Consider the following 13323-nt stretch of genomic DNA (forward strand, 5'->3'; position numbering starts at 1 on the left):
ATGAGCTCTGAAAACAGGCCTTCGGTCGCAGACCAAGCAAGCGAATCGCGCGGCGCGGCATCTGCGAATCAAGCAGATGGCGGGTTTGCTTCGCGTGTGCGCCTTGCCGTGGCCTGGCGATATGGCGGTCAGGTCGCAGCGCAGATCATCACCTGGAGCTCTACCATCATGGTGGTGCGGCTGCTCGATCCGTCGGATTACGGCCTGTTCGCGATGAGCCAGGTGCTGATTACCGCCCTCGCCTTTATGAACGGGCAAAGCTTTGCGGCCTCTTTGGTGCGCGCGGCCAATGTCGGCCCGCGCGAAGTGAGCCAGGTATTTGGGCTTTTGCTCATGCTCAATATAACGCTTGCGACGCTTGTTTTCATCCTCGCGCCATTTTCTGCCGCCTATTTCGGCGAGCCGCAGGTTGCTGAGCTGCTGCGTATCCAGATGGTCATCTTCCTTATCGTCCCGTTCATGGCGCTGCCCGAGGCGATGTTGGCGCGCCAATTGCAATTCCGCCCGCAAGCGATTGCGAGCATGGCGGGCGCTGTCAGCGGCGCGGGCGTGGCGCTTGGCATGGCCTATTTTGGCTGGGGCGTTTGGGCGCTGGTCTATGCGCCCATTGCGCTGTTCGCGGTGCGCGCAATTATCGTATCCTTTGCCGCGCGCATCATTGCCTGGCCGCAATTCGACCTGCGCGGGGCGCGCGCGATCATTACCTTTGGCGGCACCCTGACCCTGTGCCAGCTGTTCTGGATCATTCAGAGCCAATCTGACATTTTCATCGCAGGCCGCGCGTTCGAAACCTATGAGCTGGGCCTTTATTCCGAGGCGCTATTTGTCGCGCTGATCGTGACCGGGCGGTTTTTGCCGCCGATCAACGAGGTTTCGTTCCCCGCCTATTCGGAGCTTCACAACAAAGGCCGCGCGCTGGCTCCCTATTTTGCCCGCGTGCAGCAGACCGTCGCGCTGGTGGTTGCGCCGATCTATATCGGGCTGTCTTTCACCGCGACCGAAGCGGTTGCCACTCTGTTTGGACCCAAGTGGATGGGGATGGCCCCGCTGCTTGCCAATCTGGCGATCATCATGCCGGTATTTGCCGTGCAGATTGTGTGTGCGCCTTCGACCAATGCTATCGGCAAACCTTGGATTTACCTCACCACATCAATTTGCGGCGCGATTGCTTTTGCCACCTGCTTTGCTTTCGGCGTGGCTTATGGACCCGCTGGGCTGACCTATGCCTGGTGGATCGCTGCGCCCACATTGCTGGCGATTACGATGGCGCTTACATTGCCTGCCTTGAAATTGGGCGTGATGGATCTGTTTAAGGCCTGGCTGCCTGCGATTATGTCCGGCGCGATGATGGGAGGGGCGGTCTATCTGGTGCTTGGAGCGATGCCGCAATGGGCCCCCTGGTGGAGATTGCTCGCGATTGTGCCGGTCGGCGCGGCCGTCTATGGTGCCGCCTTATGGTTCATCTGGCCGCAGACCGTGCGCGACAGCTGGGAAATGCTGCGCCAGAAAAAACCTGCAGGACCGATTGATCCATCGGGCGAATTGCCGAGCGCTCCGCTTTAAGCTGCCTGCCATTTGGGCAATCCTGCATTGTCTGATAGCTTTGCTTACAGCGCCGCACCAAGAATCAAGGCGCGTCTGGGATCGGATCATATGTCTTATAAGCACTTCGTCACTGCCGCAGTCTTGGCTCTTTCTTTGGCAAGCAGCCCTGCCTTCGCGGAAAACGTCGCCGCCGAAAGCAACGCCCCATTCATCCAGCCCGCGCCCAAGCCCAAAGTGCCGGTTGCAGGGATCGACAAGGCGGAAATCACGCCGAACCTCGCCAATCCAGCCACCGAAATTCTCGATCTCGACGAAGAACGCAATCAGCGCCTCACTGTGCCTGTCATGATTGAAGGCAGCGGGCCTTTTGACTTTATGATCGACACCGGCAGCCAGGCGACAGCGGTCACTCACCAGATCAATGAAGGCCTTGCGCTTACACCTTTGGGCACCGCCACGCTTGTCGGTATGGCCAGCCGGCGGCCCGTTAGCCTTGTCGAGGTCGACAGCATGACCGTCGGTTCGCATGTGATCGAGGGGCTGGAGGCTCCCGTGCTGGATCGCCAGCATTTGGGAGCGGATGGCATTATCGGTCTTGATAGCCTCCAGGATTTCCGGGTTCTCATGGATTTTCGCGAAGAGACCATCGCGCTCGAAGATGTTGCGAGCAAAGGCAATTACCGCAAAGGTTTTGAGATTATCGTGCGGGCTCGGTCAAAACTGGGCCAATTGCTCATCACCGATGCGATTGTCGAAGGCGTGCGCGCCACCGTTATCATTGATACAGGGGCGCAGTTCAGCCTCGCCAACAACGCCTTGCGCGACAAACTGCGCGCCAAACGCGCAACAGAAGTTGAGACGACCGATGTGAACGGGGTTTCGATGATTGGCCAATTGGCAATCGTGCGAACTTTGAAAATACAGGGATTGGCGCTGACCAATGTTCCTCTGACATTCGCCGATGCGCCCGCATTCGAAGCGCTGGGATTGAAGGACAAGCCGGTCCTTTCACTCGGCATGCAGCACCTTAAAATGTTTGACCGGGTGGCGATTGATTTTTCCAACCAGCGGATCTTGTTCGATGTGCCCCGCGATGTAGCGCGTGAAATGCGGCGCGCGCGGCGAAGCTCGCACAGCTTTTAAAAGCCTCCGCTCAAACCCAATACGGATAGCAGTCCCTTGCCCTAGGGCCTGCGCGCGCCCACATGGTGCAGCGCAATGCCGCCTGACAATCCCTCCCCTGACACCGCAAACACGCCGCCTGAGGCGGAGGGCTGGCACACGCTCAAACGGTTTCTTCCCTATCTATGGCCAAGCGATAATCCCGGCCTAAGGGTAAGGATTGCGATATCGCTGGTGCTGGTGCTCGCCGCTAAGGGCGTAACGCTTGCCCTGCCCTTTGCTTACAAAGGCGCCGTCAATGCGATGGAGGGCAACCCTGCGGTTGCAGCGATTGATACAGGCGCCAGCGTCGCGCTCGCCTTGGTGTGCGCTTATGTGCTGGGCCGGTTCACCTCGCTATTGTTCGACAATCTGCGCAACATCGCATTCGAGCGTGTCGGCCAGATGGCCACGCTGGCGCTTGCAGAAGATGTGTTCCGCCGCCTGCACCGTCTGTCGCTGCGTTTCCACCTGACCCGGCGCACAGGCGAGGTTACCAAGATTATTGAGCGCGGCACCAAAAGCATCGACATGATGCTCTATTTTCTGCTGTTCAACATTGCCCCCACCGCCATTGAGCTGATTGCAGTGGGCGTGATTTTCTACCTCAATTTCGGCTGGGAACTGGTGGCAGCAACTGGCCTGACCGTGGTCACCTATATCGCGGTCACGCGCTGGATCACCGAATGGCGCACCAAATTGCGCCGCGAAATGAACGATCTGGATGGTCAGGCTTTGCACCGCGCGGTGGATCTCGCTGCTGAATTTTGAAACCGTCAAATATTTCGGCGCCGAACACCGCGAGGAAGAACGCTATGGCACCGCTGCGCGCGCTTATGCTGCAGCGGCGATGAAATCAGAGAACTCGCTCGCGCTTTTGAACATTGCGCAATCGCTCATCACCAATTCGCTGATGGCGGCCGCTATGGCCTACACCGTTTGGGGTTGGAGCAAGGGCGAACTGACTGTTGGCGATCTGGTGTTTGTGAACACCTATCTGATGCAGCTTTTCCGCCCGCTTGATCTGCTGGGCTGGGTTTACCGCACCATCCGTCAGGGGCTGGTTGATATGGGCGAGATGTTCCGCCTGATCGACACCGAAATCGAAGTGCATGACGCGCCGGGCGCGCCCGCTCTGGTTGTAAGCAGACCGGGCCTTGCATTCGACAATGTGACTTTCGGCTATGAAAAAGAGCGCACCATCCTGCACGGTCTCAGTTTTGAAGTGCCTGCAGGATCGACGCTGGCCATTGTCGGGCCATCGGGGGCTGGCAAAAGCACCATCGGGCGATTGCTGTTCAGGTTCTACGATCCGACATCGGGCCGCATTCTGATTGATGGGCAGGATATTGCGCGGGTCCAGCAGGATAGCGTTCGCGCAGCCATCGGCATCGTCCCGCAGGACAGCGTGCTGTTCAACGACACGCTTCGCTACAACATCGCCTATGGCTCGGATGAAGCCTCTGAGGCGGAAGTCGAGCAAGCCGCGCGCGATGCATCGCTTATGCCGCTGATTGAACGGCTGCCCGATGGGTTTGATACGATGGTGGGCGAACGCGGGCTGAAACTGTCAGGCGGGGAAAAACAGCGCGTCGCAATTGCGCGGACTTTAGTGAAGAATCCGCCGATCCTGCTGCTGGATGAAGCCACCAGCGCATTGGACACCCGGACAGAACAGGAAATCCTGGGCACTTTGCGCCGGATTGCGCAAGGGCGCACGACTCTTGCTATTGCGCACCGGCTTTCTACGATTGCGGATGCAGACCGGATCTTGGTACTCGATCACGGTAAGCTTGCCGAAAGCGGCACGCATAATGATCTGCTCGCAGCGCGCGGGCTGTATGCCGAAATGTGGATGCAGCAAGCCAGCGAAAACCGCGAGGAAGAGACCGCTGCGGCGGTTTAATCGCGTGCGTCAGCGGCGATTTTTTTAAGGGCGGCCAGAGCATCCTCGCGCCTGTCCCAAGGCACGAACAGATGATCGTGGTGAAATCCTGCGATGACATTGCAGGCGATGCCTTCAGCGGCGAGCCCCGTGGCAATCGCTGCGGTTAAGCCCACCCCTTCGAGATCGGAATGCACTTGCAAAGTGATGCGGGCGAAATGAGGGGCAGGCTCGGTTGTCGCCTGCACGATGAACGTCGGGCCCTCCGCCTCGTTTATGACGGCAAAAGTCGCCCCTTCGCCCCTTTTGGCGGCAAAGGCATAGGGCGCATCATCGAGCACCGGCTCCATCCCCACAAGCATCGCCTGCAGGTCGCGCACAAAACCGGGCGTCATCACAGGATAAACTTCGACAAATCAGTGTTACCCGCCAGCCCTTCGAGCCGCTCGCGCACATAGGCGGCATCGACCGTCACCGTTTCGCCCTCGTGATCCTCAGCGTTAAAGCTGATGTCTTCGAGCAGCTTTTCCATCACCGTTTGCAGGCGGCGCGCACCGATATTTTCGACGCTTTCATTCACCGCCGCTGCAATCTTCGCAACCTCACGCACGGCATCATCGGTGATCTCCAGCTCGACCTTTTCGGTGGCGATCAACGCGCGATATTGTTCGACAAGGTTCGCCCGCGTGTCTGACAGGATCGCAACGAAATCTTCCTCGGTCAAAGCGCGCAGTTCAACACGAATGGGCAAGCGGCCCTGCAATTCGGGCAGCATGTCAGAAGGTTTCGCCACATGAAACGCGCCTGATCCAATGAACAGCACATGATCGGTTTTCATCGGACCATATTTGGTCGCAACCGTTGTCCCTTCGATCAACGGCAGCAGATCGCGTTGCACGCCTTCGCGGCTGACACTGCCGCCGCGCACATCGGATACGGCGATTTTGTCGATTTCATCCAGGAAAACGATGCCATTGGTCTCCGCATTGTTGAGCGCGGTCTGGTTTACATCGTCATCATCAAGGCGCTTGTCCGCCTCTTCATCCACCAGTTTGTCCCATGCATCAGGCACGCGCAGCTTGCGCTTTTTGGTTGGCGTTTTGCCAAACGCTTTACCCATCATGTCCGACAGGTCGATCATCTGCATATTGCCGCCCATATTGCCCATATCAAACGGGGCAGAGCTCGCTTCTGTCACTTCGATCTCGACCTCGACATCGTTCATGGCGTTCTGAACGATGCGCTGGCGGAAACTTTCGCGTGTGGCTTCGGATGCATTGTCGCCGACAAGGGCGTTGAGCAAGCGCTCCATCGCCGCTTCTGATGCAGCCTCGCGCACGGATTCGCGGCGGCGTTCTTTTTCCAGCCGGATCGCATCTTCGACCAAGTCGCGCGCAATCTGTTCTACATCGCGCCCGACATAGCCGACCTCTGTAAATTTGGTCGCCTCGACTTTGACAAAAGGCGCCTCAGCCAGTTTAGCAAGCCTGCGGCTGATTTCGGTTTTGCCGCAGCCTGTGGGGCCGATCATCAGAATGTTTTTGGGCGTCACCTCATCGCGCAAATCATCGCCCAGCTTTTGCCGCCGCCAGCGATTGCGCAAGGCCACGGCCACTGCGCGCTTGGCATCTTTTTGGCCGATAATATGACTGTCGAGCGCGGTGACGATCTGTTTCGGCGTCAACGCATCTGGGGTAATCGTATCTGTCATGGAAGCTTTCGCAAGGAAGTTAGAATTAGACGGTTTCAAGCGTCAGATTGCCATTGGTAAAGACGCAGATATCGGCGGCGACCGCCATCGCTTTGCGCGCGATCTGTTCTGCATCCTCTTCGTAATCGGACAAAGCGCGCGCCGCTGCCAGCGCGTAATTCCCGCCCGATCCGATCGCTGCAATCCCGCCTTCGGGTTCAAGCACATCGCCATTGCCGGTTAGCACCAGCAGCGTTTCCTGATCTGCAACAATCATCAACGCTTCGAGATTGCGCAGATATTTGTCGGTCCGCCAATCCTTGGCAAGTTCCACCGCGGCACGCAGCAATTGTCCTGAATATTGTTCCAGCTTGGCCTCAAGCCGCTCAAACAAGGTGAATGCATCCGCGGTTGCACCTGCAAACCCGGCGACGACTTTGCCGCCTTCTCCGATACGGCGCACTTTGCGCGCGTTCGGTTTCATCACGGTGTTGCCCATCGAAACCTGCCCATCGCCGGCAATCACGGTTTTGTCCCCGCGCTTGATCCCGACAATGGTGGTGCCATGCCACTGGACCAGGCCGTGGCTGTCATTTGGTGTAGTCATGCAGTGCGATATGGGCGCTCACCCGCTGGGGTCAAGCAGAGGCGCTGATGGTTAAGGCCCGCCGCCCGGACCGCCGCCCACGCCGCCGACCTGGCCGATATTGCCGAACAGATCTTCGAGGAAGGAACGCTCGCGTCCCAAAGTGGGCGTTTTGTCGCCATCGGGCGTGAAATAGGCGACCTTATCGACACCGCTGCGTTCAACCGAGGCAACATTGCCTGCCGCATCAAACTTTACCGCCAGAACGCCATGCGTTTGAATTTTCGGGCGCACAAATGGTTTGCGGCCCGTGACGCTGGACACATAATACCAGGTTGGCTCGCCATATTGGCTGGTGAATGTCGGGCGGCCCAAAGTCCCTTCGACAGAACGTTGATTGTCAATTCCGGGACGGACCGATTCCAGCAGCACATTATCGGTCACATAGCCGCGCGATTCGCGGATGGATGAACATCCCGAAACGCTTACCGCTGCGGCCAACGCCAAAATTGCGCATGCTGCTTTGTTCATTGTCACTCGCCGAAAATCCTTATGTCATTCCTAACAGCAGCCGCGCCGCTGATTGTGCACCAAGCCTTATCGCGCGCTGCGCTGGCTGGCAATGTCCGCAATTAAGCGGTCTGTTGGCGAGGTGGCGATGCGCGATTGAATTGGCGATGAATGGGCCAGCTGCGCATCCCCAATTGCTCCTATCTGCCAAGGCTAAGCACTATTGCGGAACAGAATATGCGAGGTATTTGTTGCTCCATAAAACAGCCCCTTGCGGCCATTCTGATTTGAAAGCGTATCTAGTCCCATGTCGTTTCTGTCCCGCCTGCTTGGCACCGCTCCTGACCCGCGAGAGACCATCCGCCCGCTGTGGCACCGCGTGGTCGAACTGGCGCGTGAGCCGTCATTTTATGCAACCTGCGGCGTGGCCGACAGCGTGGGTGGGCGGTTCGATCTGATCACCGCGGTCTTGTGCACGGTCATGGTGCGGATCGAAGCCTCTGAGATGCGCGCGGAAAGCGCGCTGCTGGCAGAACTCTTCGTCGAGGATATGGACGGCCAATTGCGCGAATTTGGCGTCAACGATGTGGTGGTGGGCAAACGCATCGGCAAATTGATGAGCGTTCTTGGCGGCAGGCTGGGCGCCTATCGCAGCGCCTTGGTGAACCGCGATGCAGAAAAGCTGACCGCCGCCGTGCAGCGCAATGTGACCTTTTCAGAAGGCACGGATGAAGACGAAGCCGCTGCCTGCGTCGCGGGCAAATTGCTCAGCCTGTCCGAACGGCTGGCAGCGCGCAGCGACGATGAATTAATGAAAGCGAGCGGCATTTGGTGAACGCGCCCCTGCCGCCAGATGGCATAACGCCCGAACTTTCCCGGCCTGTGAAAGCGCGCCTGTTGCCCGGTGATCCTGTGCCGGTCACTGCGGATGAGACAGAACGAAGCGCGCTCGCCCAGCGATTTGGCATCGCCGCAATTAAACGGCTGGATGCAGAAATCGCTTTGGAAAAAACCGCCAAAGGGATTGCGGCCACCGGCCCGCTTAATGCGGCCATCACGCAGATATGCGCGGTATCGGGCGAGGAATTTGATGTCTCGATCACCGACACGCTCAACCTCTTATTCGTAGAAAATGCCGTGTTGGCCGCGCGCGATGCAGGCGAAGTCAATGAAGATGGCGCTATCGAAGTGGACCTGTTGGCGGACGATGCCGACGAGATCGGATATTCAGGCGAGACTATCGACCTTGGCGAAGCGGTTGCGCAATCGCTTGGACTGGCGATTGATCCCTACGCCGAAGGGCCCGGCGCTGACGCTGCAAGGGCTGCGGCGGGTCTGGCCGATGAAACCACGCCAACAGGGCCGCTGGCGAGCGCATTGAGTGCGGCGCTCAAAAAGGGGTGAACGCTGCGCCAAACAAAAGCCCCGCAGATCGCTGCGAGGCTTTTGGGTGATTGGTCCGTTTAGGGCCGCATCAAAACGGGATATCGTCATCAAGATCATCATAGCCGCCGCTTTGGCCGCCACCGCCGCCATTGCCGCCGCCTGAGCCTCCGCCTTGGTTCCAGCCGCCGCCGCCTTGGCCTCCTCCGCCGCCGCCGCCATAACCGCCGCCTCCGCCGGAGCGCTGGCCGCCCCCACCGCCGCCTGATGCGCCGTCGAGCATAGTCAGCGTGCCATTATATCCGCGCAGAACGACTTCGGTGGAGTAGCGATCATTGCCTTGCTGGTCCTGCCATTTGCGAGTCTGCAACTGCCCTTCGATAAAGACTTTCGCGCCTTTCTTGAGGTAGTTTTCAACGACGTTCACCAAACCTTCGGAGAAAATCGCGACAGTGTGCCATTCGGTGCGTTCCTGGCGTTCGCCGGTGTTGCGGTCTTTCCAGGTTTCCGATGTGGCGATGCGCAGATTGGCAACCTTGCCGCCGTTCTGGAAACTGCGGATTTCCGGGTCCGCCCCCAGATTGCCGATCAGCATAACCTTGTTGAGCGAGCCTGCCATGTTCTAAAATTCCCTTGCGCTGTATCCGATTCTTATCAGCGTAATAGGACAGGGGCCCGCGCCGCGCTATTGGCGCGCGGTGTTTTCCACGTGATTGCGGAAAGTTTATTACCGCGAAGGATACCTCAAGCGGCCAAGAAAGCGCGTCAGGCTGGGCAATTCCACATCGCGGCTGGTGAGCTGATGTTTGAACTTTTCAAACTTCATCACCCCATCGATGCGGCGGTCGAGAAATTCGTATGTTTTGGCTTTGCCTTCGCTGTCATCATTGATGAAGACCGCCAAAGTCGCCGAGTAAATTCCGCCCAAAATCATACGCTTGGTATAATGGTTGTAATCGGTGGAGGTGTCGCCTGCCAGCCGCCACATAATATCCGCCGTGTTCCAGCCCAATTGCAGCGAGCGCGGCGCGTTTTGCGGCATTGCCATGATCGCCAGAGCGCGGCGCACCGCCTCGTCAATATCGCTGACCGCTTCAAGACGAAACGCAACCAAAGTGCGGATGCGTTCACGAATTTTAAGCTCAGCCAGTTTTTCAGCCGGCCATTGCGCTTCCATCTTTTGATCGACCGAGACAATCCATGCCTCAATCATTTGCATCGCCCCGCCTTTGAACGCCAGCTTTGCCACATCCGCGTCCGCGCCGGCCATATCGGCAGCAGCCAGCAGCGCTGTCTCGTTCCAGCCATCAAAGATAGCAGAAGCGGCAATGTCAGGAGCCAGCGCCACGCGCAGCTCTTCCAAAGTCATGTCGGCAAAGTCGGGAGTGTCTGTCATATTAGAAAGAAGGCCCGTATTGCTTTGTGGTTCCCGTTTCTTTGCGTTCGGCATCGGCGGCGGCGAATTCCTGACGCAGCAGCAGATTGCCGGTTTGCAATTCCATATAGTCGCGCGCTGAGCGGCCGGAATTGTCATTGCGATCCGGATCTGCGCCTTCTTTCAGCAAGCGCGCCACCAAAGGAACGCTGCGCTGGTGAACGGCCGCAATCAGCGGGGTTTCCCCCTGACTATCGGCCACATCAATGCGCGCGCCGCCTTTGATAAGCTCTTCGACACCTTCAACAAAGTTCATGGTGGTGGCGAGCTGAATGGGGGTTTGCCCTTTATTGTTGCGCAAGTTCGCATCCGCTCCGCGCTGGATCAAAAACCGCACCCACAAGGCATCGCGCCGCTGCACAACGATATGCAAGCCGGAATCGCCCGATGTGATATCGCGTGTGTTGATGATTGTCGTGCCCGGATCGTTGAGCATTTTGGTGACTGCATCGCCATCGCGGTCTTTCACCGCTTTCAAAAATTCATAGCCGGGAGAATACAGCTGGGCCGCGGCAGGCGGCATCGCAGCCCATGCCAGCGCCATGGAGACAAGTGCGACGAGCACGATCTTGGCATTCCTGCCTATCGACCCCATTTTGCGCAAAACAATAGACACAGCCGCTTGAACCTTTCCCGTTTCCTGTCAGATACAAATTGTCTGGATTGCCCCCAGATAATCTTTCTTCGCAGGGACGCAATTAGCAAAGCATGAATATGCAAGCCAAGCATTCTTATCATTCCGCCCGCAAAAGGGCTGTGACCGCGCTGGCCGCAATGGCCGCGCTTGCTTTGAGCGGCTGCACGAGTGAGCCTGCTCCGCCTGAAGAACCCCCTTTGGCCGGCGCGACAATTGGCGGCGAATTTGAACTTGAAGGACCGGGCGGCAAAGCCGTGCGCTGGGCCGATTTCAAAGATCAGTACCGCATCGTCTATTTCGGATACACATTCTGCCCCGACATCTGCCCTGCTGACGTGTCGCAAATGGTGCGCGGCCTGAAACTAGCGAGTGGGCGCAGGCCCGATCTCGAATATATGATTACGCCGATTTTCATCACAATCGATCCTGAACGCGACACACGCGCGGTGGTGGATGAATTTACCGCTGCATTCTCAGACGATCTTGTCGGCCTTACTGGCACGGCTGAGCAAGTGAAAGCCGCTGCCGATGCGTTCAAAGTGTATTACGAACGCGGCGCGGACGTGAACGACACGTATTTGATGAACCATTCCAACATCGTCTATTTGTTCGATCCAGCCGGAAAACCGCTCGCCACTCTACCAGTTGATGAAAGCGCCGAAGCGGTCGCAGATGAAATTGAAAAATGGGTGAGCTAAGGGAACGTTTTTGGGAGCTGCCGCTGGCACAGCTCACGCGCGCCGAATGGGAAGCCTTGTGCGATGGCTGCGGGCAATGCTGCACGCACAAAATCGAAGATGCCGATACAGGCGCGATTGCGCACACCAATGTCGCGTGCAAATTGCTCGACACTGGCACCGCGCAATGCTCTGATTATCGCAACCGCAAAGCGTTTGTGCCCGATTGCCTGCGATTGACACTGGCGATTGTCGAAGATGTCCCGTGGCTGCCTGCGACCTGCGCCTATCGCATTCGCGCAAACGGCCGCCCCTTGCCGCACTGGCATTACCTGATCAGCGGCGACCGCGATGACGCAGCGCGAGCAGGCGTATCGGTGGCCGGGCGCGTGGTGAGCGAGACCGATGCAGGGCCGCTTGAACATCATATCGTGGAATGGGCCATGCCCCGGCTGGACGATGATGCGGAAGATGAAGTAGTCTGAGCAGACCAACCGCGCAAAGGGACACGCGCATGATCGACTGGCTGAAACGCGCTCCTGTTGATGCTGAGATATCGCTCAACGGGCAAACCATCCCGATTGTTCTGCGCCGCCACAACACCGCGCGCAGGCTGACCTTGCGTCTGGCGCCCGATGGCCGCGAAGTGCGCGTCACTCTGCCCCGCTGGGCACAGGCAAGAGAAGCGCTTGCTTTTGCCCATGCGCGGTCTGACTGGCTGGCAAAACAGCGCGCCCGCATCCCTGCCCGCGAAACCATTGGCCCCGGCGCGCGCTTCACCTATCGCGGGCGCAGCGTCGCGATTGACTGGAGCGATGGCTATCGCCGCCGCCCGGTGCTTGGCGATAATACCGTGCAGATCGGCGGGCCGCTGGAAGGATTGGACACAAGGCTGCGCCGCTGGCTGGAGCGCGAGGCGCTGGATGCGATTGAAGATGATATCGGGTTTTATTGCGCGCGGGCAAAGCTTGACCGTGTCCCCATTGGCCTGTCGCGCGCGCAAAAAAGGTGGGGCAGCTGTTCTGATGGAGGGCAAAACGGCACATGGCGCATCCGCATCAATTGGCGCTTGATCCAGGCGCCTGATTTTGTCCGCCGCTCGGTTGTTGCACACGAGGTTGCGCATCTTGTCCACTTTGACCACAGCCCGGCATTTCACCAATTGCTGGGCGAGGTGTTTGATGGCGATGTGGCAGAAGCCGATGCCTGGCTGAAGGATAAGGGCCGCTCGCTCTATGCCAGTTTTGGGTAGCTGAATTACCGCGCCCCCACTGATCCTTAAAACCGCCCCTTAAAACCGCTCTAGCCAGCCTGCGCCCGCGCTCCTATATTCTAGTCTATGGCTTTTGTTTCTCGTTTTAATCCCAAGACCGGGATCGCGGATTTCTGGAGTGAATTTCGCAAACCCAACCCCTATCGCTGGCCCATGCTGGCGGTGTCTGTCCTGCCTATTCTTGTGATCATATATTGGGCCGCATCCGAAGAGGTCTACACCAACCCGGAACGCCCGCAGATCACGTATATCACCTCGTTCGATCCTGACAGAAGCGATGCCGAGATCGCTGCCTCCAACGCTGCCAATCAAGAGGTAAAGGAACTGCGCGAGGCGAATGCCGAAATGCTCGCTGAACGCAAGCGAGAAGCGTATAAAGCGCTGGGCCGGGCATCAGGTATGGATGTCGATGCGATTGAAGCCGAAGCCGAAGCGGAACGCGCCGCTGAAGAAGCCGCACAAATGGCCGCACAAGAAGCGCGCCAGGCAGAAGCTGCCGGCGATGAAGGCGAACCAGAAGGCGGTTCGCAATAGCCAGGGC

The 13323-nt window shown here is 58.2% G+C and carries 15 protein-coding genes and 1 pseudogene; 9 read left to right on the forward strand and 7 right to left on the reverse strand.

Annotated features, from left to right (window positions below; translation table 11 throughout):
• The 3 genes and pseudogenes from AC0V6L_RS02965 (at position 1) to AC0V6L_RS02975 (ending at position 4612) form a co-directional block, all read left to right on the forward strand.
• Positions 1-1563, forward strand: a complete 1563-nt coding sequence (locus tag AC0V6L_RS02965; protein ID WP_486152943.1) for a lipopolysaccharide biosynthesis protein — start codon at positions 1-3, stop codon at positions 1561-1563.
• A 90-nt stretch (positions 1564-1653) separates the two neighbouring features.
• A complete protein-coding gene (locus tag AC0V6L_RS02970) occupies positions 1654-2688 on the forward strand; it encodes a retroviral-like aspartic protease family protein (protein WP_486152944.1) in 1035 nt (344 codons plus the stop codon).
• A 75-nt stretch (positions 2689-2763) separates the two neighbouring features.
• Positions 2764-4612, forward strand: a pseudogene (locus AC0V6L_RS02975) (ABCB family ABC transporter ATP-binding protein/permease).
• Here AC0V6L_RS02975 and AC0V6L_RS02980 read toward each other — a convergent pair.
• The 4 genes from AC0V6L_RS02980 to AC0V6L_RS02995 are packed head-to-tail and all read right to left on the reverse strand — an operon-like array spanning position 4609 to position 7398.
• Complete coding sequence (locus AC0V6L_RS02980) at positions 4609-4986, reverse strand: ACT domain-containing protein (protein WP_486152945.1); 378 nt, start codon at positions 4984-4986, stop codon at positions 4609-4611. The pseudogene AC0V6L_RS02975 and the gene AC0V6L_RS02980 sit on opposite strands and share 4 nt — an antisense overlap.
• Positions 4986-6302, reverse strand: a complete 1317-nt coding sequence (gene hslU / locus AC0V6L_RS02985) for an ATP-dependent protease ATPase subunit HslU (RefSeq protein WP_486148072.1) — start codon at positions 6300-6302, stop codon at positions 4986-4988. The genes AC0V6L_RS02980 and hslU overlap by 1 nt, the downstream gene beginning before the upstream one ends.
• 25 nt (positions 6303-6327) lie before the next feature.
• Complete coding sequence (gene hslV / locus AC0V6L_RS02990) at positions 6328-6888, reverse strand: ATP-dependent protease subunit HslV (RefSeq protein WP_486148074.1); 561 nt, start codon at positions 6886-6888, stop codon at positions 6328-6330.
• A gap of 51 nt (positions 6889-6939) precedes the next feature.
• Entirely contained in the window at positions 6940-7398 is a 459-nt protein-coding gene (locus tag AC0V6L_RS02995; RefSeq protein WP_486151471.1) for an outer membrane protein assembly factor BamE, read from the reverse strand.
• A gap of 286 nt (positions 7399-7684) precedes the next feature.
• Here AC0V6L_RS02995 and AC0V6L_RS03000 point away from each other — a divergent pair, with 286 nt between their 5' ends.
• Both AC0V6L_RS03000 and AC0V6L_RS03005 read left to right on the forward strand, forming a co-directional pair.
• Positions 7685-8212, forward strand: a complete 528-nt coding sequence (locus AC0V6L_RS03000) for a ubiquinol-cytochrome C chaperone family protein (RefSeq protein ID WP_486148076.1) — start codon at positions 7685-7687, stop codon at positions 8210-8212.
• A complete protein-coding gene (locus AC0V6L_RS03005; protein ID WP_486152946.1) occupies positions 8209-8781 on the forward strand; it encodes a YceD family protein in 573 nt (190 codons plus the stop codon). The genes AC0V6L_RS03000 and AC0V6L_RS03005 overlap by 4 nt, the downstream gene beginning before the upstream one ends.
• Before the next feature lie 70 nt (positions 8782-8851).
• On the opposite strand, the gene ssb is transcribed toward AC0V6L_RS03005, so the two are convergent.
• The 3 genes from ssb to AC0V6L_RS03020 form a co-directional block, all read right to left on the reverse strand.
• Positions 8852-9379: a single-stranded DNA-binding protein gene (ssb, locus tag AC0V6L_RS03010; RefSeq protein ID WP_486152947.1), complete on the reverse strand. Its 528-nt coding sequence runs from the start codon at positions 9377-9379 to the stop codon at positions 8852-8854.
• Between the two features lie 108 nt (positions 9380-9487).
• Entirely contained in the window at positions 9488-10156 is a 669-nt protein-coding gene (locus AC0V6L_RS03015; RefSeq protein ID WP_486152948.1) for a COQ9 family protein, read from the reverse strand.
• Position 10157: 1 nt separating this feature from the next.
• Positions 10158-10760: an ankyrin repeat domain-containing protein gene (locus AC0V6L_RS03020; protein WP_486148084.1), complete on the reverse strand. Its 603-nt coding sequence runs from the start codon at positions 10758-10760 to the stop codon at positions 10158-10160.
• A 143-nt stretch (positions 10761-10903) separates the two neighbouring features.
• Here AC0V6L_RS03020 and AC0V6L_RS03025 point away from each other — a divergent pair, with 143 nt between their 5' ends.
• The 4 genes from AC0V6L_RS03025 to AC0V6L_RS03040 all read left to right on the forward strand — a co-directional run bounded on the left by AC0V6L_RS03025 (position 10904) and on the right by AC0V6L_RS03040 (position 13316).
• Entirely contained in the window at positions 10904-11530 is a 627-nt protein-coding gene (locus AC0V6L_RS03025) for an SCO family protein (protein ID WP_486152949.1), read from the forward strand.
• Positions 11518-11994, forward strand: a complete 477-nt coding sequence (locus tag AC0V6L_RS03030; protein ID WP_486152950.1) for a YcgN family cysteine cluster protein — start codon at positions 11518-11520, stop codon at positions 11992-11994. Before AC0V6L_RS03025 ends, AC0V6L_RS03030 begins: the two co-directional genes overlap by 13 nt.
• A gap of 29 nt (positions 11995-12023) precedes the next feature.
• Positions 12024-12761, forward strand: coding sequence for a M48 family metallopeptidase (locus AC0V6L_RS03035; protein ID WP_486152951.1), 738 nt, complete (start codon positions 12024-12026; stop codon positions 12759-12761).
• A gap of 87 nt (positions 12762-12848) precedes the next feature.
• Positions 12849-13316 carry a hypothetical protein gene (locus AC0V6L_RS03040; RefSeq protein ID WP_486152952.1) on the forward strand — a complete coding sequence of 156 codons (468 nt, stop codon included), beginning with the start codon at positions 12849-12851 and terminating at the stop codon, positions 13314-13316.
• The last annotated feature ends 7 nt before the right edge of the window (positions 13317-13323 follow it).

This window comes from Erythrobacter sp. JB1-15 (assembly GCF_057365035.1).

What these genes read in the sequence shown, in the direction of transcription:
- AC0V6L_RS02965 (WP_486152943.1), top strand. Translation starts at nt 1, where the DNA reads ATGAGCTCTGAAAACAGGCCTTCGGTCGCAGACCAAGCAAGCGAATCG.
- AC0V6L_RS02970 (WP_486152944.1), top strand. Translation starts at nt 1,654, where the DNA reads ATGTCTTATAAGCACTTCGTCACTGCCGCAGTCTTGGCTCTTTCTTTG.
- AC0V6L_RS02980 (WP_486152945.1), bottom strand. Translation starts at nt 4,986, where the DNA reads ATGACGCCCGGTTTTGTGCGCGACCTGCAGGCGATGCTTGTGGGGATG.
- hslU (WP_486148072.1), bottom strand. Translation starts at nt 6,302, where the DNA reads ATGACAGATACGATTACCCCAGATGCGTTGACGCCGAAACAGATCGTC.
- hslV (WP_486148074.1), bottom strand. Translation starts at nt 6,888, where the DNA reads ATGACTACACCAAATGACAGCCACGGCCTGGTCCAGTGGCATGGCACC.
- AC0V6L_RS02995 (WP_486151471.1), bottom strand. Translation starts at nt 7,398, where the DNA reads ATGAACAAAGCAGCATGCGCAATTTTGGCGTTGGCCGCAGCGGTAAGC.
- AC0V6L_RS03000 (WP_486148076.1), top strand. Translation starts at nt 7,685, where the DNA reads ATGTCGTTTCTGTCCCGCCTGCTTGGCACCGCTCCTGACCCGCGAGAG.
- ssb (WP_486152947.1), bottom strand. Translation starts at nt 9,379, where the DNA reads ATGGCAGGCTCGCTCAACAAGGTTATGCTGATCGGCAATCTGGGGGCG.
- AC0V6L_RS03015 (WP_486152948.1), bottom strand. Translation starts at nt 10,156, where the DNA reads ATGACAGACACTCCCGACTTTGCCGACATGACTTTGGAAGAGCTGCGC.
- AC0V6L_RS03025 (WP_486152949.1), top strand. Translation starts at nt 10,904, where the DNA reads ATGAATATGCAAGCCAAGCATTCTTATCATTCCGCCCGCAAAAGGGCT.
- AC0V6L_RS03030 (WP_486152950.1), top strand. Translation starts at nt 11,518, where the DNA reads ATGGGTGAGCTAAGGGAACGTTTTTGGGAGCTGCCGCTGGCACAGCTC.
- AC0V6L_RS03035 (WP_486152951.1), top strand. Translation starts at nt 12,024, where the DNA reads ATGATCGACTGGCTGAAACGCGCTCCTGTTGATGCTGAGATATCGCTC.
- AC0V6L_RS03040 (WP_486152952.1), top strand. Translation starts at nt 12,849, where the DNA reads ATGGCTTTTGTTTCTCGTTTTAATCCCAAGACCGGGATCGCGGATTTC.